Origin of the sequence: Campylobacter sp. 2014D-0258 (assembly GCF_008000495.1) — a bacterium.
Taxonomy (GTDB): Bacteria; Campylobacterota; Campylobacteria; order Campylobacterales; family Campylobacteraceae; genus Campylobacter_D; species Campylobacter_D jejuni.
Map to the genome: position 1 here is coordinate 153,991 of NZ_VOAR01000011.1, position 21,780 is coordinate 175,770.

A 21,780-nucleotide genomic window follows, 5' to 3' on the forward strand; every position below is an offset into this window, starting at 1 on the left:
AAAAATTTTGCTTAAGCTGATTTTTATGATTTTTATCATCAAAATGAGTTAAATTAAATTGAAAAGGATTGTTTGTTTTATAAATATTTGTAGTATAATGGTTATTTTTAAAATTCTTTAAGGTATAAAATAATGAAAAAATCAAAACTAGGTACAAAAGAATTTAAAATTTTAGGACTTTCGTCGCTAGGTGGAACTTTAGAATTTTATGATTTTATCATCTTTGTATTTTTTGCTGAATATATCGCAAAAGTATTTTTTCCTAAAGATATGAGTGAATTTTGGACTTTGTTAAATACTTATGGAGCTTTTGCTGCAGGTTATTTAGCGCGCCCTTTAGGTGGTATAGTGATGGCGCATTTTGGTGATAAATTTGGGCGTAAAAATATGTTTATGTTAAGTATTTTACTTATGGTGCTTCCTACTTTTACATTGGCTTTTATACCTGGTTATGAAACTCTTGGTTTCTTAGCACCGTTTTTACTTATACTTATAAGAATTTTTCAAGGTATTGCTATAGGCGGAGAATTACCTGGTGCTTGGGTTTTTGTAAGAGAACATTGCAAAGAAGATCAAAAGGCTTTTTCTTTGAGTTGTTTAAATTCGGCTATGGCTTTGGGAATTTTACTAGGAAGTATGGTATTTTTACTGATCAATGCTTTTTTTAGCACCGAAGAAATCGCAGCTTATGCATGGCGTATCGCTTTTTTTGTGGGTGGAATTTTTGGGATTATTTCTATTTATTTGCGTAGATTTTTACAAGAAACTCCTATTTTTAAACAAATGCAAAAAGAACGGAGTTTGAGTGCTTTTCCACTTAAGGATTTGTTTAAAGAAAAAAATATTTTCAAAAATATGCTCGCATCTATCTTTATAACTTGGGTTTTAACAGGTTGTGTTGTAGTGCTTATCTTACTGATGCCTAAATTTATGCCAAGTATTTTGGGTTTGAGTGCGATTGAAGGAAGTTATTTACAAGTTTTAGGAATTTTAGGTATAACACTAGGTGGAGTGTTTATGGGCTATCTTGTGGATAAATTAGGTTTGTTTAAAATTTGCATTTTCTTTTCTTTAGTTTTTGCATTTTTTTCTTGCTTGTATTTTTATGCTTTATATGATCTTAAAAATCTTGTCTTAACCTGTATTTTATATACAAGTGTTTGTTTTTTAGGTGGGATTAATGTCTTTGCTCCTATTTTAATGAGTGAAGTTTTTAGAGCTAAAATAAGATTTTCAGGAATTTCCTTTTCGTATAATATCGCTTATGCTATCGCAGGAGGGGTTACTCCTCAGCTTATTTTTTGGCTCAATGCTCTTGCTACTAGAGGCGAAAATCCATTTTTATATGGAATGAGTATATATATGATTTTTCTAGCTTTATTGGCTATTTGTGCTGTTTTTCTTGTAAAGGATAAAATAAATTTTGATAATCGCTCTTAAAATGCTATAATTAATTTTTTTAATTATACTTTCGGAGTTTTTATCAATGCCTTTTATTTTAGAATTGCTTAAACAAAATAAATTTAAATTCATCTCTTTTTTGATTTTTTCTTTTATTACAAGCGCTGTAGGGGTTTTAACCCTAGTCTTTATCAATGATTATTTACTTAAAAATACACAAAATATTCCTATTTTATACTTTATCGCTTTGCTTATAGTATTTTTTCTTAGCTCTACCATAGTAGAGTTAGGATTAAGTGTTTTTGGTCAAAATTTCATTTTTAAGATGCAAAGACGCGTGGTAAAACAGATCTTAGATACTCCTTTGTTAAAAGTTGCAAAAGTGGGCAAGGCAAGAATTCTAGCTTCTTTGGGAAGTGATGTGAGAAATATATCTTTTGGGCTTTTAAGATTGCCTGATTTTTTACAATCAAGTATATTGATTTTATGCACTAGTGTTTATTTATGTTATCTTTCACCACAAATTTTTGCTTTGTGTGTGGTATGGATTATGGTTATTTTTATTACTAATAATTTTTTGATGATGAAAGTATATCAGTATTTTAGAAAGGCAAGGGAAAATGATGATGCTTTGCAAAATAATTACCAAAATATACTAGATGGACATAAAGAACTTTTGATCAATCGTGATAGAGCCAAGCTTTATTATGAAGATGAATTTGAAAATAATGCAAGATTGAAAAAGAAAAATAGTACTTTAGGTAATCTTTTTAACAATCTCTCAAACAACTGGACAAATGTAACTCTTTTGGCTTTAGTGGGTGTAGAGTTTTACTTAGCTTTAAAATTTGAATGGGCAAGTGTTGCAGATGCTACAACTATAGCTCTTTCTATTTTGTTTTTACGAACCCCTTTAGTATCTATGATAGGATCTTTTCCTACTTTGCTTTTGGCAAAAATCGCTTTGGATAAGATCGCAAAATTGGAATTAGATGATTATATAGAAGGTTTTAAAAAAACACATTATATCAGTGAATGGAAAAAAATTTCTTTTAGAAATACTCAATTTGCTTATGAAGAAAATTTTCATTTAAATCCTGTAAATATAGAACTTAAAAAAGGTGAATTGGTATTTTTAATAGGTAAAAATGGAAGTGGTAAATCCACTTTTTGTATGCTTTTGACAGGACTTTTTAAGCCAAGCAAAGGCGGAATTTATGTTGATGATACGCTTATAGATGATAAAAATTTAGATGAGTATAGATCTCTTATTTCTGCTGTTTTTAGCGATTTTCATCTTTTTACTAAAACCTTAAATAAAGAAAATTTTGCAAGCGAAGAAAAAATTGCTTTTTGGTTGGAGTTTTTAGAACTTAAAGATAAAACAAGTGTCAAAGATAATGAACTGACCTTAACCAAACTTTCTACAGGGCAAAAAAAGCGTTTAGCTATGCTTATAGCCTTGCTTGAAGAAAGGGATATTTTAGTGCTTGATGAATGGGCGGCTGATCAAGATCCTGTTTTTAGAAGATTTTTTTATAAAAAACTTTTACCTTTGCTAAAAGAGCAAGGTAAAACAATCTTTGCTATCACACATGATGATGCATATTTTGATAGTGCTGATAGAATTTTCTTGGCTCAAAATGGTGAAATCAGCGAATTAAAGGGTGAGAATATAAAGGAATTAGCTAAAAATTTAGTAGAAAAATTTGATTAAAGCCCAAAATGGGCTTATATTATTTATCATAGAGCTTTTTTTCTATATTGATATAAAATTCAGCAATTTTTCCATAAGCAACTTCCCAAGCTTTAAGAGTAGCTTCGTCAGGATTTAAAAGATTTTTAATAGCTTTTAAAAGGCAAGCTCCAACTATAGGATAATGCTCTTCTTTAACCCCTAAATTAACATGAGTTATGGCAACTTTATCAACAAAGTTTCTCATATTTTCTAAATTTTCTATATTTTTAGCTGCCATTAAAATCGCCATCGCTAAAGCTTTTGGTTGTTCTCCTGAAATTTGTTTTTCCATATTAAACATAGGTTTTACCTCAGGATAATCATTAAACATTATTTTATAAAACTCATTGGTTAAATCTTCTCCATTTTTTTGCAAAATAGGCACACAATCTTTGATGATTTGAATTTGTTCTTTTGTCATAATTTCTCCTTTTTGTTGTAAAAGAGATATTTTATATCTTAAAAAGGAGAAAAAAATTGACTTGTGTTAAAATTTTGTATTTAGTTGATTGAAAAAGTCTTGCATTAACATTGTTAATGCTTTATAAAAATGTGTTTTAGCTTTATTGATAACATCAAAACTCCACATGTTAAACCAAGTAAAAAATTCTTCTTTTAAGAATTTTTGCAAAATTATATCATCTTGTTTTTTGATTAAAAAACTAATAAATAATAATTCATTTATCAAGCTATCTGCAGGTTCTTTATTAAAAAAAGAAAAAAAGTTATTTTGCACAAAAATTTGCTTAATTTTATCAGAATTATCTGAATAAATTTCTTTATTTTCATCAAGATAAAAAGAAGCAAAAGGCGGTGCTTTTACATAATCAACATCGCTTAAAAACAAAGATGTAAAATCACTTGCTATTAATTTATCATCTTCGTTTGAAGATGATAAAAGCTTTAAAGCGGTGTATTGCAATTTGCTATTATTTTTAAAAACCAATTTTGCCAGAATTCTTCTTTTTTAAGTTTTTTTAGCAAAAAATGATTAGGTGGATTTTACAAAAATTGATAAATATATCTATTGCTAATTTTTGCATTAAGAATGTCCCAACATATAAGTCCATAAAATAGCATTCTGGTGGTAAATACCCCTAAAAATGCACAAAGTAGGGCAAAATAAGCAAAAAATTTACTTTTAAATTTTTCATGTAAATAATTATGCAAATACCAAGTAACAGTCCCAAGTCCTAAGAATGCAAAAGAAAGCGATATAAACCAATCATAGGTTCCACCTAAAAGTTCAAAAGGGTTTACAAGCCCCATAATCCAAGTTTGTCCTACATGTAGGGTTTGCAAAACTATAGCAGTGCTTAAAAGCCCTATACCTATAAGTCCTGTAAAAAACGACATTTTTCTTTCATGTTCGCTATTTTCAAAAAAACAATAATAAACAATAGCGCCTAAAAATATAGCACTAGCAAAAAAATAAAGCAAAGTGATCTTAAAATCCCAAGTAGGCACACTTTCTTGCATGGAGCCATATAAGCTCCACTCATAAAGAAAAGTCCTAAAATTCCACATATTAGCGTAAGATAAAACACCCAATTTGAAGTTTTTAGATAAAGTAAAAAACCCAAAGCACACACAAGAGATACAAATAAAATTTCATTATTCATCCAGCCTATGTACCACTCATTGTTTGCATAAAAAACACCCATTCTATTTAATACATTAAAAATGTGTGTAATATCATTTAAATGAAAAAATGAAGGGATAAAAGCAACCATCATTGCAATTCTAAGGCTAATCCAAAAGACTTTAAATTTGCATAATTTTTGTAACCATTTATAAATGCAGGTGCATAAACCAAACTAAGTCCAATTACAGCTTGTGCTAAAATAGTAAATAACACCAAAGGCATTTCGCTTAAAATGTGATTAAATGATGTCATTTTTAACTCCTTGGTAGTTTTGAGGTAGATGAAAAATCGCACTTTTATTACCTGAAGGCAAACTATGTTTTTCAGGCACTATACATAAATTCGGATGCGTGATAGAAGCATCAGGTAAAGGTGTGATAGAGGCTAAATTTCCATGTTCTTCTCTCAGTTTTGTTATATCGCCTGCTTTTAATGCTCTAAAAGGACAAGAGTCCACGCAAATTGGATTTTTACCTTCTTTTAATCTCTCATAACACCCATCGCATTTGCTCATATGACCACTTTCATGGTTAAATTGAGGTGCGCCATAAGGACATGCCATAGCACAAGCTTTGCAGCCTATACACATACTATCATCGATTGCTACTATTCCCCATTTTATTTTCATTGTTGCACCAGTTGGACAAGCTTTAAGACAAGATGGATTAGAACAATGATTGCAAGAAATAGAAGTGTAGTAAGCAAAAACATTTTGCTCAAAACTTCCATCTTCTTTAGCTGTCCAATTTCCCCCTTCAGTCTCAAATACACGGCGAAAATTAACCCCCACAGGCATGTTTTTATAATCCTTGCAAGAAAGCGAGCAAGTCCTACAGCCTACGCATTTGCTTTGATCTAGCATAAAACCAAATTGTGAATTTTCTTCTAATTTCATCTTTTTCTCCTTAAACTTTTGCAATTTCAACTAAAATAGAATGTTGTCCATTTCCTTTAGAAATAGCAGTTGGTACTATACTTGCCAAAGAATTTACACAAGTTCCCATATCGATACCATTTTCATATTTTGCCCATGCACCTTGTGGGGTTACTGCACAACCTGGTATGATTTTTGGAGTAACTTTTGCTATGCCTTGTATGATTCCTAAGTCATTTCTTACTTGCACCACATCGCCCGTTTTGATACTTCTTTGCTCTGCATCTATGGTATTTATCCAAATTTCTTGCGGATTAGCTTCTCTAATTTGTGGAATTTCCCAAAAGCTAGAATGCGTTCTGCCTTTGTAGTGATAGCCAAAAAATTGCAAAGGATACTTTTTTTTAATGGATCCAAAATCCCTTCTCTTTGGCTTTCAAAAACAGGAATAGGCACTATTTGTTGTCCTTCTTTTAATTTCCAAGTTTTTTGCATTTGTGCGAGTTTTGTGCTATAAATTTCTATCTTTCCGCTAGGAGTTTTTAAAGGATTATTGATAGGATCTTTTATAAAACTTTGTAATGCCACTACAGGTTTTACAGGCTCAAATTTTACAAGTCCTTTTTTTGCACATTTCTTCAAAACTAGGTAAAAGTGGTTTTTTTCATACTTTCTTCATAAAGGTTTTTAGCCAATCTTTTTGTGTTCTTCCTTCGCTAAATTCTTTTTCTATACCAAGTCTTTTAGCAAGTTCAAGACACATTTCATAAATAGGTTTTGCTTCACTAACTGGCTCGATAGCTTTTTGACAATAAATAATATAAGGCTTATTGCTATAATATCCTGCGCTAGGTCTTATAAAATCTTCTTGCTCTAGCATAGTTGCATCAGGTAAGATATAATCTGCGTAGTTATTTGATGGAGTTCTAGTTACATTAATATCTACTATACATTCACACAAATTCTCATCGCTTAAAATATCATGCGCTTCTTTAATGGTGCTGTGCTGATTTGTAAGGCAATTTCCTGCTGTATTGAAAATAAATTTAATATTTTGTTTTAATTGTGTTGTGCCACGCACCCCATCACTAATATCTGTCATTTCTTTTCCGCGATAAATAGCGTCTGTAAATAAAAAACAAGGAATGGAATCTTTTATTGGATTTTTAAAAGGCATACCCATTATATCATATGTTTTACTTGACCCTGTTCGACATCCTGTATTTGTACCTTCTATGCCAATATTTCCTGTAATACAAGCTAGAGTTGCTATCGCCCTTGCATTTTGTTCTCCATTTGAATGTCTTTACACTCCCCAACCTTGTTCTATAAAACAAGGCTTTATGGTGGCAATTTCTCTTGCAAGTTGAACTATGCGGCGTGCCGGAATTTTTGTAATCTTGCTAGCCCAATCAGGAGTTTTTTCTACTCCATCGTTTAGTCCTAAAACATAGCTTTCATAGCTTGAGTTTTTGGCTGCATCTTGTGGCAGAGTATTTTCGCTAAAGCCTATGGTGTATTTATCAAGAAAAGTTCTATCAAGTAAATCTTTTTTTATCATCACATAAGTTAGTGTAGCAATTAAAGCTGCATCGGTTCCTGGTGCTATAGGTATCCACTCATCGCAATGCCCTATCATAGAATCATTGTATCTTGGGTCAATGTGAATTATTTTACATCCACTTTCTTCTAAGGCTTTTTGATAAGCATAGCCTACTCCACCACCTCCCATTCTAGTTTCAATATGATTTGCTCCAAAAAATATAGCTAATTTTGCAGAGCGTAAAGTGTATATATCGCTAGCAGGAGATCCACCATAGAAAAAATTCATAGCATTTGAAATTTGAGCCGTAGAATAAGAATTATGATAATTTAAATAACCACCATAAAGACTTAAAAGTCTAGCCCATGGACCTTGTGTACAGCGATTGATTATTGTTCCTGTTGCATAATTTATATAAAAGGCTTCATTGCCGTATTTTTCTTTAATTTCTTGCATTTTGGCAGAAATTTCATCAAAAGCTTGTTCCCAAGAAATAGGCATAAATTTACCTTCGCCTCTTTTTCCCACTCTTTTTAAGCGATTTGCATTGTAAACTTTATATCTTGAACTACGCCCTCTAATACAGGCTCTTGCTTGACGATTATCAAAGCTATCATCACCTTCATGATCAGTACTAACATATTTAATAATTCCATCTTGAGTATGCACTTTTACAGGACATTTTGTTTCGCAATTCACATTACATCCAGCCCATTTGCTGATCAATGGTGGAGTTTTTAATAAATTTGCACTTAGACTTATAGGACTTAAGGTTAAGCCGCCAAACAAAGAACTCCATTTTAAAAAATCTCTACGATTTTGTTCCATGTTATCTCCTTACATTTATGTGACAAAAAAGTAATTGCGATTATAGTACAAATAATAATTTTATTCAATTAAAATTAAGACTTTAAAACTCCTAAATATAGGTTTTATAATGAATTTTTCGTTTATGAATTTAACCTCAAAAAATAAAAATTTGAATAATATAATGATAAAAATTTATTAAAATAGTATTTAAATATAAATTTATAACTAAAATATAGCTTTATCCCCCGTATAGGCTTGCGAGTTGAGCTTTTTTGTTTTATAATTTTGTGCGTTATTAAAATAAAAAGGTTTTTTATGTTGAGATTTTTAATTTTTGCAATGTTGTTGTTTGCGAATTTAGAAGCAAAAATCCCAAAAGATACACTTATTATAGCAGTTGAAAATGAAATCGCAAGGATAAATCCTGCTTATAGTGAGGATCATGATGCAGTGATTAATCTTGTATTTTCAGGGCTTACGCGTTTTGATGAAAATATGAGTTTAAAACCTGATTTGGCTAAGTCTTGGGATGTTGGTAAAGACGGGCTTGTTTATGATATTTTTTTAAGAGATGATGTTTTATGGCATGATGGAGTCAAATTTAGTGCTGATGATGTGAAATTTAGTATAGAAGCCTTTAAAGATCCTAAAAACAATTCTTCTATTTATGTCAATTTTAAAGACATTAAAAGTGTGGAAATTTTAAATCCTTCTCATGTGAAAATCACACTTTTTAAGCCTTATCCTGCATTTTTGGATGCTTTAAGCATAGGTATGCTTCCTAAACATTTGCTTGAAAATGAGAATTTAAACACAAGCTCTTTTAATCAAAATCCTATAGGTACAGGTCCTTATAAATTTGTAAAATGGAAAAAAGGTGAATATGTTGAATTTAAAGCCAATGAACATTTTTATCTTGATAAGGTAAAAACTCCAAGACTTATTATAAAACACATTTTTGATCCTTCTATAGCTAGTGCTCAGCTTAAAAATGGCAAGATAGACGCAGCTTTAATCGATGTTTCTTTGCTAAATATTTTTAAAAATGATGAAAATTTTGGAATTTTGCGTGAAAAATCGGCTGATTATCGGGCTTTAATGTTTAATTTTGATAATGAATTTTTAAAAGATTTAAAAGTAAGACAAGCCTTAAATTACGCAGTTGATAAAGAAAGTATAGTAAAAAATCTTTTACATGATTATGCTTTTGTAGCCAATCACCCTTTAGAGCGTTCTTGGGCAAATTCTAAGAATTTTAAAATTTACAAATATGATCCTAAAAAAGCCGAGGATTTGCTTGTAGGTGCAGGTTTTAAGAAAAATAAAGATGGAAATTTTGAAAAAGAAGGGAAAATTTTAGAATTTGAAATTTGGGCGATGAGTAATGATCCTTTAAGGGTAAGTTTAGCTGGAATTTTGCAAAGCGAATTTAGAAAAATAGGAGTTGTAAGCAAGGTGGTGGCTAAACCTGCTGGAAGTTTTGATTATTCTAAAGTAGATAGTTTTTTAATAGGCTGGGGAAGTCCTTTAGATCCTGATTTTCACACTTTTAGGGTATTTGAAAGTTCGCAAGATAGTGCTTTAAATGATGAGGGTTGGAATTTTGGACATTATCATGATAAAAAAGTGGATATAGCCTTGCAAAAAGCAAGAAATACTTCAAATTTGGAAGAGAGAAAAAAATATTATAAAGATTTTATAGATGCTTTGTATGAAAATCCTCCTTTTATTTTTTTAGCTTATCTTGATTTTGCTTTAGTTTATAATAAAGATTTAAAAGGTATCAAAACAAGGACTTTAGGTCATCACGGAGTGGGTTTTACTTGGAATGTTTATGAGTGGAGTAAATAGTGCTAAAACGCTTAGTTTTTAGTATTTTCATAGCATTTTTTAGCACTTTTTTATGTTTTGTTTTACTTTATTTTAGTAAAGGCAGTATAGCTTATGCTAATGGAGTTAATTCACAAAGTAAAGAATTTGTTCAAAGAATAGAACAAAATTTAGGGCTTGATAAGCCTTTGCTAGAGCAGTATAAAATTTGGCTTTTTAAGGCTTTAAAAGGAGATTTGGGAGTTTCTTTTTTAAGCGGAGAAAGTGTTTTAAAGCTTATAAAAGAAAGAATTTTTAATACTTTTATTTTGGGTTTTAGTGCCTTAATGCTTTTATTTTTACTCAGTGTTTTTTTGGCACTTTTGGGATATTATTATAAAGAAAGTTTTATAGATAAAATTATTACTTTTTTAGCTTTTAATTTTTTTGCTTTACCTCCTTTTGTTTTGGCTTTATTGTTTGTTTTGATTTTTGGAATTTTTTGGAAAATTTTGCCTGTTATGGGAAGCAGTGATATAGGTTTTGAAGATGATTTTTTAAATCGTTTAGAGCATTTGATTTTGCCTGTTTTGGTGCTCGTTTTATCACATTTGGCGTTATTTTTAAGGATTGCTAGAAATTTTATCAATGAAAGTTTTTCTCAAATTTTTATTCAAAATTTATACGCTAGGGCTTTAAGGGAGAAAGATATTTATTTTTTAGTTTTGAAATATTCTTTAAGTCCTATTGTGGCTTATTTTGGGGGAAGTGCTTTAAGTTTTATGATGGGAACTTATGTGGTAGAAAGTGTCTTTGCTTACGAGGGGCTTGGGTCTTTACTTTTTAAAAGTATTATTTTTAAAGATTATCCTGTTGTGCTTGCGCTTATATTTTTTAGTGTTTTGCTTGCGGCATTTTTTACATTTTTAAGTGATATTGTAGCTAGGATTTTAAATCCTAGATTAAGAAGGCTTGATTTTGTTTAAATTTCTTATCATTCTTGCGCCTTTAATTTTTTTGTTTTTATGCGCCTTGTTTGCACCTTTTTTGGCTCCTTTTGATATTTTAAGTACTCATTTAGAAAATTTGCATCAAGCTCCTAATTTTACTTATATTTTAGGGACTGATTTTTTAGGCAGAGATTTGTTTTCTCGTTTGCTTTTTGCTTTGAGAAATTCTTTGATTATAGGTGTTGGTGGATCTTTATTGTCTATTATCTTTGCTTTGTGCTATTTGTTTTTAGCGCGATGTTTTTTTTATGTTTTTTGGATGCGTATTTTAGAGTTTTTTTTAGCCTTGCCTGCTTTTTTACTTATGATGTTTTTTCAAAGTATGATAACTTCTGATGTGTTTTTGATGATTTTTTTAATCGCTTTAATTCATTGGTGTTTCATAGCAAGAATTATAGAAAGTGAATTAAAAAGACTTGAAAATTTAGATTTTTACAAAGCAAATATAGTGCTTGGAAGAACTAAATTTAGAGCTTTTTTTAAAGATTTAATACCTGCTTTAAAAACACTGATTTTTACACTTTTTATATTTAATATCGTTCATGCTATAGCCACAGAAGCTACTTTGAGTTTTTTTGGACTGGGTTTAGGATTTGAAATTCCAACTTTAGGTACTCTTTTGAGTGAGTCTTCAAAAGCAGTTTTTATAGGCGCTTGGTGGATGATACTTTTTCCACTTTTAAGCTTGCTTTTGTTGTTTTTACCTCTTTTATGGTTGGGTAATTTTTTACAAAAAATTTGGGGTATAAGATCTTGAAGGTAAGAAATTTAAATATCAGTTTGAAGAATAATTTATTGCTTAAGGATATTAATTTAGATATAAAAACAGGTAAAACTTTAATGATACTAGGACAAAGTGGAGTGGGTAAAAGTTTGTTAGGAAAAGCTTTGGTAAGACTTTTAGATTCTAATTTCACAATAAGTTTTGATGAATTAAGTTTTCATAATTCTTGCATTTTTAATTTTAACAAAGAAGAACTTAGAAATTTTCGTTCTAAGGTGGCACTTGTTTTGCAAGATGCAGAGCTTAGTCTTTATCCTTATTTGGATATTGGAAATTTATGTCATCTTGTTTTAAAAACTCATACAAAATTAAAACAAAAAGAAAGAAAAGATTACGCTTTTTCTTATTTTCAAAAATTAGGATTTGAAAATCTTGATCGTTTGTGGCATTCTTATGCTAATGAATTAAGTTTGGGTATGGCAAGAAGGGTGAGCCTAGCTTTGGCATTATTAAATCAACCCCAAATTTTAATTTGTGATGAAATCACAGCTTCTTTGGATAAAGAAAACGCTTCAAAGATCATATCGATTTTAGAAGAATTAAAAAATACTGCAGCCTTAGTTTGTATCACTCATGATTTAAATTTGGTAAATTCTTTAGCAGATGAAATTCTTATGCTAGAAAAAAATAGTTCAAATTTATATAGCTTAGATGAGTTTTTAAGGTATTATAATGCTTAAAGTTTGTAATTTAAGTAAGTTTTATGAGCTTAAAAAGCATTGGTATTTAAAAAAAGAAAGACATATTATTTTTGATAATGTCAATTTTTCTTTAAATGAAAATGACAATTTAATAATTTTAGGTAAAAGTGGTGCAGGTAAAAGCACATTAGCTAGAATTCTTTGTTTTTTAGAAGATCCAAGTGAAGGTGAGGTATGGTATGAAAATCTTAACTTGCACAAGCTTGATAAAAACAAACAAAGACTTTTAAGAAAGCAAATTCAGTATTGCTTTCAAGATCAAAAAATGGCTTTAAACCCTTATAAAAAAATCAAAAATCTTATACAAGATGGTTTGGAAAATTTTAATTTACAAAAGAATGATGACTTGATTTTAGAATTTTTTGATTTTTTTAGTCTAAAAAAGCAAATTTTAAAACAAAAACCCTATGAGTTAAGTGGAGGAGAAGCCACGCGTGTAGGTCTTATCCGTGCTTTGGTTTTAAATCCTAAATTGTTGATTTTAGATGAAATTACTTCAGCACTTGATATTAAAACTTCTAAAGAAATTTTAACTTTTTTATATGACTATCAGCAAAAAAATAATATTTCTTATATATTTATAACCCATCAAAGTGATCTTTTTTATAAATTTAATCATAAAAAATTAAAACTTTAAAAAATATTTTTTAATATAAGTTTCAATATAGAAAGTTTAGAGTAAAATAAAGAAAAGTGTAAATTTAATTTTTGTTGTGGAGTGATTAAAGTGCTTTAAAAAAGGAGAATAAATGTCTCATATAGATGCTTCGCATCCTTATTTTGGTATTTTTTTAATGCTAGTACTTGCTAGTGTTATTTTTTTCGGACTGGTTTTTTTAGCTTCAAAAATCGGTAATAATTTTGCCGCAAAAAATCGCAAAAAATTAGGACTTGGAATTTATGAATGTGGTCCTATTCCTGTTAAACAAGCTAACAAGATTAACTCTCAATTTTTCATCATCGCCTTAATCTTCATACTTTTGGATATAGAAGTTGTGTTTTTATTTCCTTGGGCTTTGATTTTTAAAGATTTAGGTTGGTTTGGACTTTTAGAAGTTTTTGTTTTTATCGTACTTTTAGGAGTTGGATTTTTATATGCTTATAAAAAAGGAGCGTTTGCATGGCAGAGCATCAAATAAATTATGCAAGTGGTTTACCCGTAGTTTTAACTAGTGTTGATAAACTAGTTCAATGGGGTAGGAGTAATTCTTTATGGGCTTTATCTTATGGACTTGCCTGTTGTGCGATTGAGATGATGGCGGCTGGGGGTTCAAGATATGATTTTGATAGATTTGGAACGATTTTTAGAGCTTCGCCACGCCATAGTGAAGTAATGATTATTGCAGGAACTTTATGTAAAAAGCATGCTGAATTTACAAGAAGACTTTATGATCAAATGCCTGATCCTAAATGGGTGATTTCTATGGGAAGTTGTGCCAATACAGGCGGTATGTTTAATACTTATTCTACTGTTCAAGGAGTGGATAGAATTATACCTGTAGATATTTATGTGCCAGGCTGTGCTCCACGCCCCGAAAGTTTTCAGTTTGCTTTGATGATTTTGCAAAAAAAGATCCGCAAAGAAAAAGCAAGTCGTAAAATCGCACCTAAAAGGTTGGTATAATGAGAAAGTATAGCGATAAAAAAAATGCTCAAACTCAAAATTACTACAAAGATAGATTTTATCACGCGCCACACACTGTAAAATCTGATGTTAATGAAAGTGTTTTTAAAGAGGATTTTGAAGTTTTAAAAACTCAAGTAGAAATTTTAAATTCCTTTGTAGAACTTGATTTTTGGGTAATAGAAATTAAAAAAGAAGACAATGTTAAAACTTTGCAAATGCTTAAAACTTTAGGGTATTTAAGTTTTACAGAAGCAAGCGCTATTGATTTTATAGCAAGTAAAAATGGTTTTGAAGTGTTTTATCAGCTTTTAAATTTAGAAAAAAAATTAAGAGTGAGAATAAAAACTTTTGTAGGCGTAAAAGAGCGTTTACAAAGCGTGGCTCATGTTTTTAAAGGGGCAAATTGGAGTGAGAGAGAAATTTATGATATGTTTGGAATTTTCATCATAAATCATCCCAATTTAAAACGCATTTTAATGCCTGATGATTGGTTTGGACATCCGCTTTTGAAAACTTATCCTTTAAAGGGCGATGAGTTTGCAAGATGGTATGAGATTGATAAAATTTTTGGCAAAGAATATCGTGAAGTAGTGGGCGAAGAACAAAGAGATTCTGGTTTTGCTGATGATAAAGATACGCTAAATTTTGCAAGACTTTATCATGAAGTGCCAAAAGGTGGTCAAAAGAAGGAAATTTCCTTTAAACAAGAATATCAAGAAGATGAAGGTGTGGCTTTTGTAAAAAAAGTAAAACGTGATGAAGCAAAAATTTTAGAGAAAAGGCGTTAAAATGCAAATTCCTAGCAAGTTAAAACCTTATTATGAAAATATAGCTTTTGAGCAAGAAGACTCAAAAATGATTATCAACTTAGGCCCTCAACATCCTTCAGCGCATGGAAATTTGCGTCTTATTTTAGAACTCGATGGAGAGCAAGTTGTAAAAGCGCGTCCTTGTATAGGTTATATGCATCGCGGTATGGAAAAAATGGCTGAAAATATGATTTATCAAGAATTTATTCCTACTACTGATAGAATGGACTATATCGCTGCTTCAGCGAATAATTATGCTTATTGTGCAGCGGTTGAAAAGCTTTGTGGTTTAGAGATTCCACGCCGTGCCGCAGTGATACGCATGATACTTTTAGAATTAAACCGTATCACATCGCATTTGCTTTGGCTTGCTACTCATGCGCTTGATATTGGTGCGATGAGTGTGTTTTTATACTGCTTTAGAGAACGAGAATATGTTTTGGATTTGATAGAAAAGTATTGTGGTGCAAGGCTTACACATTCTTCTATGAGAATAGGCGGGGTTATGCTTGATTTACCTGAGAATTATTTAGAAGAAATGCTTGCATTTTGCGATAAATTTCCAAATGATTTAAAAGATTATGAAGATCTTTTAGATGATAATAGAATTTGGCGTTTAAGAACTGAAAATGTAGGTGTGGTTACTAAAGAACAAGCCTTAAATTGGGGTTGTACGGGTGTGATGTTAAGAGGAAGTGGCATAAAATACGATATACGCAAAGAAGAGCCTTATTTGCTTTATAATGAAGTTGAATTTGGTGTGCCTTATGCAACGCAAGGAGATTCTTATGCTAGATATAAAGTTTATATGCAAGAATTTCGTGAAAGTTTGAAAATCCTTAGACAATGTGCCATGCTTTATAAAGATACTTCGCCTGAAATTTTAGCTACGCATCCTGAGTATGTAAGTGCTTCAAAGGAACAAATTTTAACGCAGAATTATTCTTTAATGCAGCATTTTGTTTTAATCACTCAAGGTTTAAAACCCCCTAAAGGCGAAGTTTATGTGCCTACTGAAAGTCCAAAAGGTGAGCTTGGCTTTTTTATCCATAGTGATGGTACAGGAAGACCTTATCGTTTAAAGGCTAGAACGCCTAGTTATTGGCATTGTGCGTTTTTTGAAGAAATGCTTGTAGGTACTTATTTAGCTGATGTTGTAGCCATTATGGGTAATGTAAATATAGTTTTAGGTGAGATAGATCGATGAGAAGGGTAGATTTAAGAAAAAGCAAAGAGCTTTTTGAAGATTTAGCACAAATCATAAAAGAAGCAAAACAAGGTGAGGTTTTAGTGGTGCTTTTTGAAATCGGCGATTTTTCTCCTGTTGAAAAAAGTTTTTCTTTTGTAAAAGAACAAGGCTGTGAGCTTTTAAATTCTTTGAAATTTAATCAAGTCGATTGGACTATTGTTATAAAAAAGGAGAGGGTATGATTTATGATAATGCTCTTTGTTTTTTAGATATGCCAAGCCTTAAAAACAAAAATTTATGTGAAAAAATAGGTGTAAATAGCATTAATATTTCTTGTTTGGAAGATAAAAACTTAAAAGCTAAATTTTACAAATGCGAAATTGCAAGTTTGAGTTTTGTTTTGGCCTTGCTTTGTAAATTAAGCGATGAAGGACAATTTTGCGATTTAGATGAGGGATATTTAAGTGCTGAATCTTGTTTTGGAGAGGAAGAAGCAGGCGAAGTGCTTGCTTTTTTAAAAGAGGTTAAGTATTTAATTATAGATAAAAATATCCATTCTTATAAAGATAGTGAAAATATCAAATATTTTTTGAATTTCCTAAGTGTAAAATATGGATTAAAGATTTTAGATAGCGATGAAGAAGAATGCGATTTTAAAAAGGCAAAATTAAACACCCTAAAAGAACTCGATAATTATGACGGGTTAGTGCTTTTTAGAGCAAATTTGCAAGATAAAAATTTACATTGTTCAAAGCAATTTTTACAAATTGCAAAATGCAAAGATCAAAGTGAAGTTGAAATTTTAGCTAAAGATTTTAGTTTTAAAACTAAGCTTTGTTTAGATGAAAATTTACAAGGCACCATAGCTTTTTTAAATTATGAAAATAATGGTTTTGATTTTACTCCAATTCGCATAAAGGAAGCAAAATGACAGTTAAGATTAATGGTATAGATTGCGCCTTTGAAGAAGGCGAATATATCTTAAATATAGCAAGAAGAAATGATATTTTTATCCCAGCGATTTGCTATCTTTCGGGCTGTAGTCCTACTTTGGCTTGTCGTATGTGTATGGTTGAAGCTGATGGTAAAAAGGTATATTCTTGCAATACTAAAGCAAAAGAGGGTATGGTTGTAGAAAGTGATTTACAAAATCTTTGGGATGAAAGAAATGAGATCATGCAAGCTTATTGTATCAATCATCCTTTAGAATGTGGAGTTTGCGATAAATCAGGCGAGTGTGAATTGCAAAATTTTACTCATAAAAGTCGTGTAAATGTTCAAAAACATTGGATTAAAGACACGCATAAACCACATAAACATTGGGGAATGATTAATTACGATCCCGCACTTTGCATAGTGTGTGAGCGTTGTATTACAGTTTGTAAGGATAAAATCGGAGAAAGTGCTTTAAAGACTGTTCCTCGTGGCGGAGATAGTGTGGATAATAGCTTTAAAGAGAGCATGGGAAAAGATGCTTATGCGATTTGGACTAAATTTCAAAAAAGTTTGATAGGTCCTGCAAATGGCGACACGCTTGATTGTTCATTTTGTGGAGAATGTACAAGCGTATGCCCAACAGGAGCTTTGATAGGTTCGAAATTTCAATACACTTCAAATATTTGGGAACTTAAAAGAATCCCTGCTTCAAATCCGCATTCAAGCGATTGTGAGTTGATGTATTATGATATTAAGCAAAGTGGTATTAGCAATCAAAAAGAAAAAATTTATCGTGTGAGTAATGATTTTGCCTTTGCGAGTTTAAATAAGGCTGCAAGATTTGCTTTTGATACGCAAAATGAGGCGGATAAAGACGAAAAAGCCTTTAAAGAACTTGTGGAACTTTTTGAGAAAAATGAAATTAAAAACATTAAATTTAATAGTTTTATTACCAATGAAGAAGCTTTGATTTTGCAAAATTTAAAAAAGAAATTTAATCTTTCTTTGACCAATGAAGAAGCTTTGAAATTTAAAGAATTTTTACAAGAATTTATCGCTAATTCTGGTGAGTTTTATAGTGCTAATACTCAAGATATAACAAAAAGTGATTTTTTGGTTGTGGCTGGAATGCTTTTAAGATATGATGCTCCAACGCTTAGCTATAAAATCAATAATGCTTTAGTGATGAATAAAGGCTCAGGGCTTTATTTTCATCCTATGGAAGATATGGGTATAGTAAAATATTCTAAAAATTTTATTTCACATATTCATAAAAGTGGCGATGAAGAGCAAATTTTATATTTTTTACTTCAAAAATTTAGCCAAGATGAAGGTATCAAAACTCATTTAGCAGAGTTTTTTGTTAGCGAAAATAAAGAAATAGAAGAAAGTATCAACGAAGAAGTTGTAGAACAAGTCATAGAAAAAGATGAAGAAGGTAATGAAATCCAAAAAGAAGTAAAAAAAGTCGTGCCTAAGAAAGTAAAAAAAATCATAGAAGTGCAACGCTCTGTTTTTGCTAAAAATTTAGGCATAGATGAAGATAAATTAGAAGATTTATTGCTTAAAAAAGTAAATTTTACTCTTGTTATAGGGAGTGATTTTTATTTTCATAAAAATGCGAAAAAACTTGCTAAATTACTTGCTTTGATCCAAAATACTACTCCTTTTAAAGTCTTTTTAAATCCTACGCATACTAATACCTTAGGTGTGGCTATGATTTGTGATTTGGATAAAAACGCACAAGAAGGCAAGACTTTAGGCTACAATGAAAAAGGTGATTTTAGTTTTTCTTATGAAGAGCATGCAAATTTAGCTAGTGCGAGTTTAAATCAGCAAGAAGGAACTTTTTTAAATTATGATAAAAGAGTGGTACCAACTAACGCTGCTTTAGAATTTAAGGGATATTTTTTAAATGATTTGGCTAATGCTTTAGGTTTTGATGAGGAATATACTATAAATTATACTAAGAGACTCCCTATAAATAAAGGTTTTTCTCCGATTGATTTTGATCATTTAGACAATTTTTATACCAATGCAGGCGATTGCAAAAGGGGATATGAGCTTAATTTAGAATGTTTCAAACAAGTTGCTAAAAAAGAATTTATCTCTCCAAATTTTGAAAATTTAAGCCTAAAAGAAGATGAAATTTTGCTTTATAGTGCTAATCCTAGCTATCAATTTGGTAGATTTTCAAATCGTGCTAGTGCGATTAATGAGGTGATTTTTTTAGGTGTAAGTGAAAATTTAGCTAAAGAGAAAAATTTAAAAGATAAAGATCTTGTAAAACTTAAAATAAAAGATAAAGAATTAAGCCTTAGTGTGCGTGTGGATAAGGATATAAAAAATGGAGCTTTCTTACCGTATTTTGATGAAAAACTTGACACGCTAAGCTTTTTTAATGAAAGATTTGTTGTGGCGAATTTAGAAAAATTAGGAGCAAACCATGAGTGATTTTGCTTTTTTTGCTTTAGAGACTTTGATTAAATGTATTATTATCATTGCAATATTTGCGAGTTTAGCAGGTCTTGCAACTTATGCTGAAAGAAAGGTTTTAGCTTATTTTCAAAGACGCATAGGGCCTGATATGGTAGGGCCTTTTGGGCTTATTCAACTTGTAGCTGATATGATAAAACTTTTTACTAAAGAAGATATAATCCCTTCAAATTCGCAAAAATTTATTTTTGCTATAGCGCCTTTGATTTCTGCTATTTGTGCTTTTGTTTCTTTAGCAGCTATTCCTATGCTACCTGAATTTACTTTATTTGGAAGGGTGATTCAGCCTATAGTGGCAGATATCAATGTAGCTTTGCTTTTTGTCATCGGCACTTCAGGACTTTGCTTTTATGCGGTGTTTTTGGGTGGACTTGCAAGTAATAATAAATGGTCGATTTTAGGGGCTGCAAGAGGGCTTGTAGCGATTATCTCCTATGAAAGCGTAGGAGCTTTAGCTTTGATTTCTATTGTAATGCTTGTAGGTTCTTTTTCTTTGGTGGATATCAACAATTATCAAAGCGATGGATTTTTTTCTTGGCTTATTTTTAAACAGCCTTTGGCTTTTGTGCTTTTTATAATTGCTTTATTTATAGAGACTAATAGAACTCCGCTTTGTTTGACGGAAAATGATGCTGAAATTGTAGCGGGTTATGGAACGGAGTATTCGGGGTTAAGATGGGGTATGTTTTTTATAGGTGAATATGCTTCTATGATAGCTGGAGCTATTTTGGTAACTCTTTTGTTTTTAGGGGGTTTTAATAGCTTTTGGATTATTCCTGGTTGGATTATGATGATAGTAAAATCAAGTTTTATTTTCTTTTGGTATTTTTGGGCAAGAGCTGCTTTTCCGCAATTGCGTCCAGATCAAGTGATGAAAATGTGCTATTTGATCTTAATCCCTTTAGCGGTTTTAAACCTTTTAATCACTGCTTTAGCAGTTCTTTTATAGGAGTTTGATATGAAAAATTATTATTTAGTAGATGAGAAAAGAAAAACTCCTGTTAGCACTTGGGAGAAAATTTCACAAGCTTTGCGTAGAAGCGTTAAATTAGAGCTTTTTGTGGGGCTTTTTGTGATGATGAGAGAATTACTTAAGAGAAATAATAGTGCTACGATTAAATATCCTTTTGAAAAAGTAAAGCTTGACAATCGTTACCGTGCTGTTCATCGTTTGATGCGTTTTATAGAAAGCGAAAACGAAAGATGTATAGGTTGTGGGCTTTGCGAAAAAATTTGCATTAGCAATTGTATTAGAATGGAAACTTCTTTAGATGAAAATGGGCGTAAAAAAGTAGGAAATTATAGTATTAATTTAGGGCGTTGTATTTATTGTGGTTTTTGCGCTGAGGTTTGCCCTGAGCTTGCTATAGTACATGGAACAGAGTATGAAAATGCGGCTGAACAAAGATCTTATTTTGGCTATAAGCAAGATTTTTTAACTCCTATTGATAAGCTTAAAAATCAAGTTGAATTTGAAGGAGCGGGAAGCCTTAGAAAAGATGCTGATTTATTGGTGGTAAAAACACCAAATTATTACGATGTGATGATTGAAAGAGCCTTAGAAAATCAAGACACACAAGAGCAAGGAGAAAACAAATGATAGAAAATTTGGCTTTTGTATTTTTTAGTGTAGTGGTTTTAGGTTTTTTTGGCATTGCGGTTTTAAGTAAAAATATGCTTTATTCTCTTTCTGCTTTAGCGGGTGGAATGGTGTTTTTATCGGGATTTTATTTTTTACTTGATGCAGAGTTTTTAGGCGTGATACAAATTATTGTTTATAGTGGAGCTGTGCTTGGACTTTATAGTTTTGCGATAATGTTTTTTGATGCTTCTAAAGAATTTAAAGAACAACTTAAAGCTAAAAAAAGTTTTTTTACTTTGGTGGTTTTAAGTGCGATTTTACTTTTGGCCATGCTTATAGGTTTTAAATACCAAAATATCAGCACGGATTTGCCTTTAAATGATCCTGCTTTGTTTGATTTTAATAAACAACTGGCTTTAGCGATTTTTTCAAAATATCTTTTAGCTTTTGAGTTTATAGCTATTTTGCTTTTGATTGCTTTAGTTTGTGCTATAGTGCTTACTCATAAAGAGCTAACAAAGGAAAAACAATGATAGAAAAGTATTTTTTTATAGCTATTTTAATGTTTGTCATAGGGCTTGTAGGGATTTTAAAAAGACAAAATCTCATCATGCTTTTTATTTCGAGTGAAATTTTATTAAATAGTGCTAATTTAGCCTTAGTAGCAGCTTCTAAAATGCACAATGATTTAAATGGACAGGTTTTTGCACTTTTTATCATGGGTGTAGCGGCTTGTGAAGTAGCTGTTGGTGTAGCTTTGTGTGTGCTTTGGTATAGAAGAAAAGGTACTTTGGAATTAAAAAGCTTAAAAGAAGTGGAGGCTTAG

At 30.8% G+C, this 21,780-nt stretch carries 27 protein-coding genes and 1 pseudogene; 18 read left to right on the forward strand and 10 right to left on the reverse strand.

Translation table 11 applies throughout. The annotated features are described in order from the left end of the window. Positions 1 to 132: 132 nt before the first annotated feature. Together SR62_RS01850 and SR62_RS01855 are read left to right on the forward strand one after the other, a co-directional pair. Positions 133 to 1,440 carry an MFS transporter gene (locus SR62_RS01850; RefSeq protein WP_002786517.1) on the forward strand — a complete coding sequence of 436 codons (1,308 nt, stop codon included), beginning with the start codon at positions 133 to 135 and terminating at the stop codon, positions 1,438 to 1,440. 46 nt (positions 1,441 to 1,486) lie between these two features. Then, positions 1,487 to 3,118: a multidrug ABC transporter permease/ATP-binding protein gene (locus tag SR62_RS01855; RefSeq protein WP_147502236.1), complete on the forward strand. Its 1,632-nt coding sequence runs from the start codon at positions 1,487 to 1,489 to the stop codon at positions 3,116 to 3,118. Between the two features lie 19 nt (positions 3,119 to 3,137). On the opposite strand, the gene cgb is transcribed toward SR62_RS01855, so the two are convergent. The 10 genes and pseudogenes from cgb to SR62_RS09465 all read right to left on the reverse strand — a co-directional run bounded on the left by cgb (position 3,138) and on the right by SR62_RS09465 (position 8,029). Further along, complete coding sequence (gene cgb, locus SR62_RS01860) at positions 3,138 to 3,560, reverse strand: single-domain globin Cgb (RefSeq protein ID WP_002858935.1); 423 nt, start codon at positions 3,558 to 3,560, stop codon at positions 3,138 to 3,140. 66 nt (positions 3,561 to 3,626) lie between these two features. After that, positions 3,627 to 4,085 (reverse strand): molecular chaperone, encoded by a 459-nt coding sequence (locus SR62_RS01865; protein WP_002892190.1) that lies wholly within the window; start codon positions 4,083 to 4,085, stop codon positions 3,627 to 3,629. A 56-nt stretch (positions 4,086 to 4,141) separates the two neighbouring features. After that, complete coding sequence (locus tag SR62_RS09115) at positions 4,142 to 4,618, reverse strand: DmsC/YnfH family molybdoenzyme membrane anchor subunit (RefSeq protein ID WP_176692461.1); 477 nt, start codon at positions 4,616 to 4,618, stop codon at positions 4,142 to 4,144. Beyond that, a complete protein-coding gene (locus SR62_RS09120) occupies positions 4,546 to 4,875 on the reverse strand; it encodes a hypothetical protein (protein ID WP_187106211.1) in 330 nt (109 codons plus the stop codon). Before SR62_RS09120 ends, SR62_RS09115 begins: the two co-directional genes overlap by 73 nt. Then, positions 4,872 to 5,036, reverse strand: a complete 165-nt coding sequence (locus tag SR62_RS09125) for a hypothetical protein (protein WP_171823040.1) — start codon at positions 5,034 to 5,036, stop codon at positions 4,872 to 4,874. Before SR62_RS09125 ends, SR62_RS09120 begins: the two co-directional genes overlap by 4 nt. Continuing rightward, positions 5,023 to 5,679 (reverse strand): DMSO/selenate family reductase complex B subunit, encoded by a 657-nt coding sequence (locus tag SR62_RS01875; RefSeq protein ID WP_002892187.1) that lies wholly within the window; start codon positions 5,677 to 5,679, stop codon positions 5,023 to 5,025. The genes SR62_RS09125 and SR62_RS01875 overlap by 14 nt, the downstream gene beginning before the upstream one ends. Before the next feature lie 10 nt (positions 5,680 to 5,689). Then, on the reverse strand, positions 5,690 to 6,049 hold the full coding sequence (locus SR62_RS09290; protein ID WP_230099882.1) for a molybdopterin dinucleotide binding domain-containing protein: 360 nt from the start codon (positions 6,047 to 6,049) through the stop codon (positions 5,690 to 5,692). After that, positions 5,953 to 6,300 (reverse strand): hypothetical protein, encoded by a 348-nt coding sequence (locus tag SR62_RS09295; RefSeq protein ID WP_050552407.1) that lies wholly within the window; start codon positions 6,298 to 6,300, stop codon positions 5,953 to 5,955. The genes SR62_RS09290 and SR62_RS09295 overlap by 97 nt, the downstream gene beginning before the upstream one ends. Before the next feature lie 22 nt (positions 6,301 to 6,322). Next, positions 6,323 to 6,952 (reverse strand): annotated as a pseudogene (locus tag SR62_RS09460) (molybdopterin-dependent oxidoreductase); the annotation flags it as partial. Between the two features lie 12 nt (positions 6,953 to 6,964). Then, positions 6,965 to 8,029: a molybdopterin-dependent oxidoreductase gene (locus tag SR62_RS09465; RefSeq protein ID WP_050552405.1), complete on the reverse strand. Its 1,065-nt coding sequence runs from the start codon at positions 8,027 to 8,029 to the stop codon at positions 6,965 to 6,967. A gap of 297 nt (positions 8,030 to 8,326) precedes the next feature. Between SR62_RS09465 and SR62_RS01885 the strand changes: the two genes are divergently transcribed. From SR62_RS01885 to nuoK, 16 genes are all read left to right on the forward strand, one after another. Continuing rightward, positions 8,327 to 9,862, forward strand: a complete 1,536-nt coding sequence (locus SR62_RS01885) for an ABC transporter substrate-binding protein (RefSeq protein ID WP_032603997.1) — start codon at positions 8,327 to 8,329, stop codon at positions 9,860 to 9,862. Beyond that, entirely contained in the window at positions 9,862 to 10,806 is a 945-nt protein-coding gene (locus SR62_RS01890) for an ABC transporter permease (protein WP_002873028.1), read from the forward strand. The genes SR62_RS01885 and SR62_RS01890 overlap by 1 nt, the downstream gene beginning before the upstream one ends. Continuing rightward, the gene (locus SR62_RS01895) at positions 10,793 to 11,587 is read left to right on the forward strand and encodes an ABC transporter permease (RefSeq protein WP_002858931.1); all 795 of its coding nucleotides are present in this window, start codon (positions 10,793 to 10,795) and stop codon (positions 11,585 to 11,587) included. The genes SR62_RS01890 and SR62_RS01895 overlap by 14 nt, the downstream gene beginning before the upstream one ends. Then, positions 11,584 to 12,294: an ATP-binding cassette domain-containing protein gene (locus SR62_RS01900; protein WP_011050003.1), complete on the forward strand. Its 711-nt coding sequence runs from the start codon at positions 11,584 to 11,586 to the stop codon at positions 12,292 to 12,294. Before SR62_RS01895 ends, SR62_RS01900 begins: the two co-directional genes overlap by 4 nt. Then, positions 12,287 to 12,952, forward strand: coding sequence for an ATP-binding cassette domain-containing protein (locus tag SR62_RS01905; RefSeq protein ID WP_038816634.1), 666 nt, complete (start codon positions 12,287 to 12,289; stop codon positions 12,950 to 12,952). The genes SR62_RS01900 and SR62_RS01905 overlap by 8 nt, the downstream gene beginning before the upstream one ends. A 112-nt stretch (positions 12,953 to 13,064) precedes the next feature. Next, the gene (locus SR62_RS01910) at positions 13,065 to 13,454 is read left to right on the forward strand and encodes an NAD(P)H-quinone oxidoreductase subunit 3 (protein ID WP_002824972.1); all 390 of its coding nucleotides are present in this window, start codon (positions 13,065 to 13,067) and stop codon (positions 13,452 to 13,454) included. Next, entirely contained in the window at positions 13,436 to 13,939 is a 504-nt protein-coding gene (locus tag SR62_RS01915; protein ID WP_002824974.1) for a NuoB/complex I 20 kDa subunit family protein, read from the forward strand. Before SR62_RS01910 ends, SR62_RS01915 begins: the two co-directional genes overlap by 19 nt. Then, positions 13,936 to 14,730: an NADH-quinone oxidoreductase subunit C gene (locus SR62_RS01920; protein ID WP_072227233.1), complete on the forward strand. Its 795-nt coding sequence runs from the start codon at positions 13,936 to 13,938 to the stop codon at positions 14,728 to 14,730. Before SR62_RS01915 ends, SR62_RS01920 begins: the two co-directional genes overlap by 4 nt. A 1-nt stretch (position 14,731) precedes the next feature. Then, positions 14,732 to 15,958 carry an NADH dehydrogenase (quinone) subunit D gene (nuoD, locus tag SR62_RS01925; protein WP_002864417.1) on the forward strand — a complete coding sequence of 409 codons (1,227 nt, stop codon included), beginning with the start codon at positions 14,732 to 14,734 and terminating at the stop codon, positions 15,956 to 15,958. Then, positions 15,955 to 16,182 carry an NADH-ubiquinone oxidoreductase subunit E family protein gene (locus SR62_RS01930; RefSeq protein WP_002824979.1) on the forward strand — a complete coding sequence of 76 codons (228 nt, stop codon included), beginning with the start codon at positions 15,955 to 15,957 and terminating at the stop codon, positions 16,180 to 16,182. The genes nuoD and SR62_RS01930 overlap by 4 nt, the downstream gene beginning before the upstream one ends. Then, the gene (locus SR62_RS01935) at positions 16,179 to 16,871 is read left to right on the forward strand and encodes a hypothetical protein (protein WP_002851266.1); all 693 of its coding nucleotides are present in this window, start codon (positions 16,179 to 16,181) and stop codon (positions 16,869 to 16,871) included. Before SR62_RS01930 ends, SR62_RS01935 begins: the two co-directional genes overlap by 4 nt. Continuing rightward, entirely contained in the window at positions 16,868 to 19,330 is a 2,463-nt protein-coding gene (locus SR62_RS01940; RefSeq protein WP_147502237.1) for an NADH-quinone oxidoreductase subunit G, read from the forward strand. The genes SR62_RS01935 and SR62_RS01940 overlap by 4 nt, the downstream gene beginning before the upstream one ends. Beyond that, positions 19,323 to 20,321, forward strand: a complete 999-nt coding sequence (gene nuoH, locus SR62_RS01945) for an NADH-quinone oxidoreductase subunit NuoH (protein ID WP_002892172.1) — start codon at positions 19,323 to 19,325, stop codon at positions 20,319 to 20,321. Before SR62_RS01940 ends, nuoH begins: the two co-directional genes overlap by 8 nt. Positions 20,322 to 20,330: 9 nt before the next feature. Continuing rightward, complete coding sequence (gene nuoI, locus SR62_RS01950; RefSeq protein WP_002892170.1) at positions 20,331 to 20,972, forward strand: NADH-quinone oxidoreductase subunit NuoI; 642 nt, start codon at positions 20,331 to 20,333, stop codon at positions 20,970 to 20,972. Then, the gene (locus tag SR62_RS01955) at positions 20,969 to 21,487 is read left to right on the forward strand and encodes an NADH-quinone oxidoreductase subunit J (protein WP_002892167.1); all 519 of its coding nucleotides are present in this window, start codon (positions 20,969 to 20,971) and stop codon (positions 21,485 to 21,487) included. Before nuoI ends, SR62_RS01955 begins: the two co-directional genes overlap by 4 nt. Continuing rightward, positions 21,484 to 21,780, forward strand: a complete 297-nt coding sequence (gene nuoK, locus SR62_RS01960) for an NADH-quinone oxidoreductase subunit NuoK (RefSeq protein ID WP_002858466.1) — start codon at positions 21,484 to 21,486, stop codon at positions 21,778 to 21,780. The genes SR62_RS01955 and nuoK overlap by 4 nt, the downstream gene beginning before the upstream one ends.

Coding starts and splice junctions, on each gene's coding strand:
- SR62_RS01850 (WP_002786517.1), top strand. CDS start 133: ATGAAAAAATCAAAACTAGGTACAAAAGAATTTAAAATTTTAGGACTT.
- SR62_RS01855 (WP_147502236.1), top strand. CDS start 1,487: ATGCCTTTTATTTTAGAATTGCTTAAACAAAATAAATTTAAATTCATC.
- cgb (WP_002858935.1), bottom strand. CDS start 3,560: ATGACAAAAGAACAAATTCAAATCATCAAAGATTGTGTGCCTATTTTG.
- SR62_RS09115 (WP_176692461.1), bottom strand. CDS start 4,618: ATGCAAGAAAGTGTGCCTACTTGGGATTTTAAGATCACTTTGCTTTAT.
- SR62_RS09120 (WP_187106211.1), bottom strand. CDS start 4,875: ATGATGGTTGCTTTTATCCCTTCATTTTTTCATTTAAATGATATTACA.
- SR62_RS09125 (WP_171823040.1), bottom strand. CDS start 5,036: ATGACATCATTTAATCACATTTTAAGCGAAATGCCTTTGGTGTTATTT.
- SR62_RS01875 (WP_002892187.1), bottom strand. CDS start 5,679: ATGAAATTAGAAGAAAATTCACAATTTGGTTTTATGCTAGATCAAAGC.
- SR62_RS09465 (WP_050552405.1), bottom strand. CDS start 8,029: ATGGAACAAAATCGTAGAGATTTTTTAAAATGGAGTTCTTTGTTTGGC.
- SR62_RS01885 (WP_032603997.1), top strand. CDS start 8,327: ATGTTGAGATTTTTAATTTTTGCAATGTTGTTGTTTGCGAATTTAGAA.
- SR62_RS01905 (WP_038816634.1), top strand. CDS start 12,287: ATGCTTAAAGTTTGTAATTTAAGTAAGTTTTATGAGCTTAAAAAGCAT.
- SR62_RS01910 (WP_002824972.1), top strand. CDS start 13,065: ATGTCTCATATAGATGCTTCGCATCCTTATTTTGGTATTTTTTTAATG.
- SR62_RS01915 (WP_002824974.1), top strand. CDS start 13,436: ATGGCAGAGCATCAAATAAATTATGCAAGTGGTTTACCCGTAGTTTTA.
- nuoD (WP_002864417.1), top strand. CDS start 14,732: ATGCAAATTCCTAGCAAGTTAAAACCTTATTATGAAAATATAGCTTTT.
- SR62_RS01930 (WP_002824979.1), top strand. CDS start 15,955: ATGAGAAGGGTAGATTTAAGAAAAAGCAAAGAGCTTTTTGAAGATTTA.
- SR62_RS01935 (WP_002851266.1), top strand. CDS start 16,179: ATGATTTATGATAATGCTCTTTGTTTTTTAGATATGCCAAGCCTTAAA.
- SR62_RS01940 (WP_147502237.1), top strand. CDS start 16,868: ATGACAGTTAAGATTAATGGTATAGATTGCGCCTTTGAAGAAGGCGAA.
- nuoH (WP_002892172.1), top strand. CDS start 19,323: ATGAGTGATTTTGCTTTTTTTGCTTTAGAGACTTTGATTAAATGTATT.
- nuoI (WP_002892170.1), top strand. CDS start 20,331: ATGAAAAATTATTATTTAGTAGATGAGAAAAGAAAAACTCCTGTTAGC.
- SR62_RS01955 (WP_002892167.1), top strand. CDS start 20,969: ATGATAGAAAATTTGGCTTTTGTATTTTTTAGTGTAGTGGTTTTAGGT.
- nuoK (WP_002858466.1), top strand. CDS start 21,484: ATGATAGAAAAGTATTTTTTTATAGCTATTTTAATGTTTGTCATAGGG.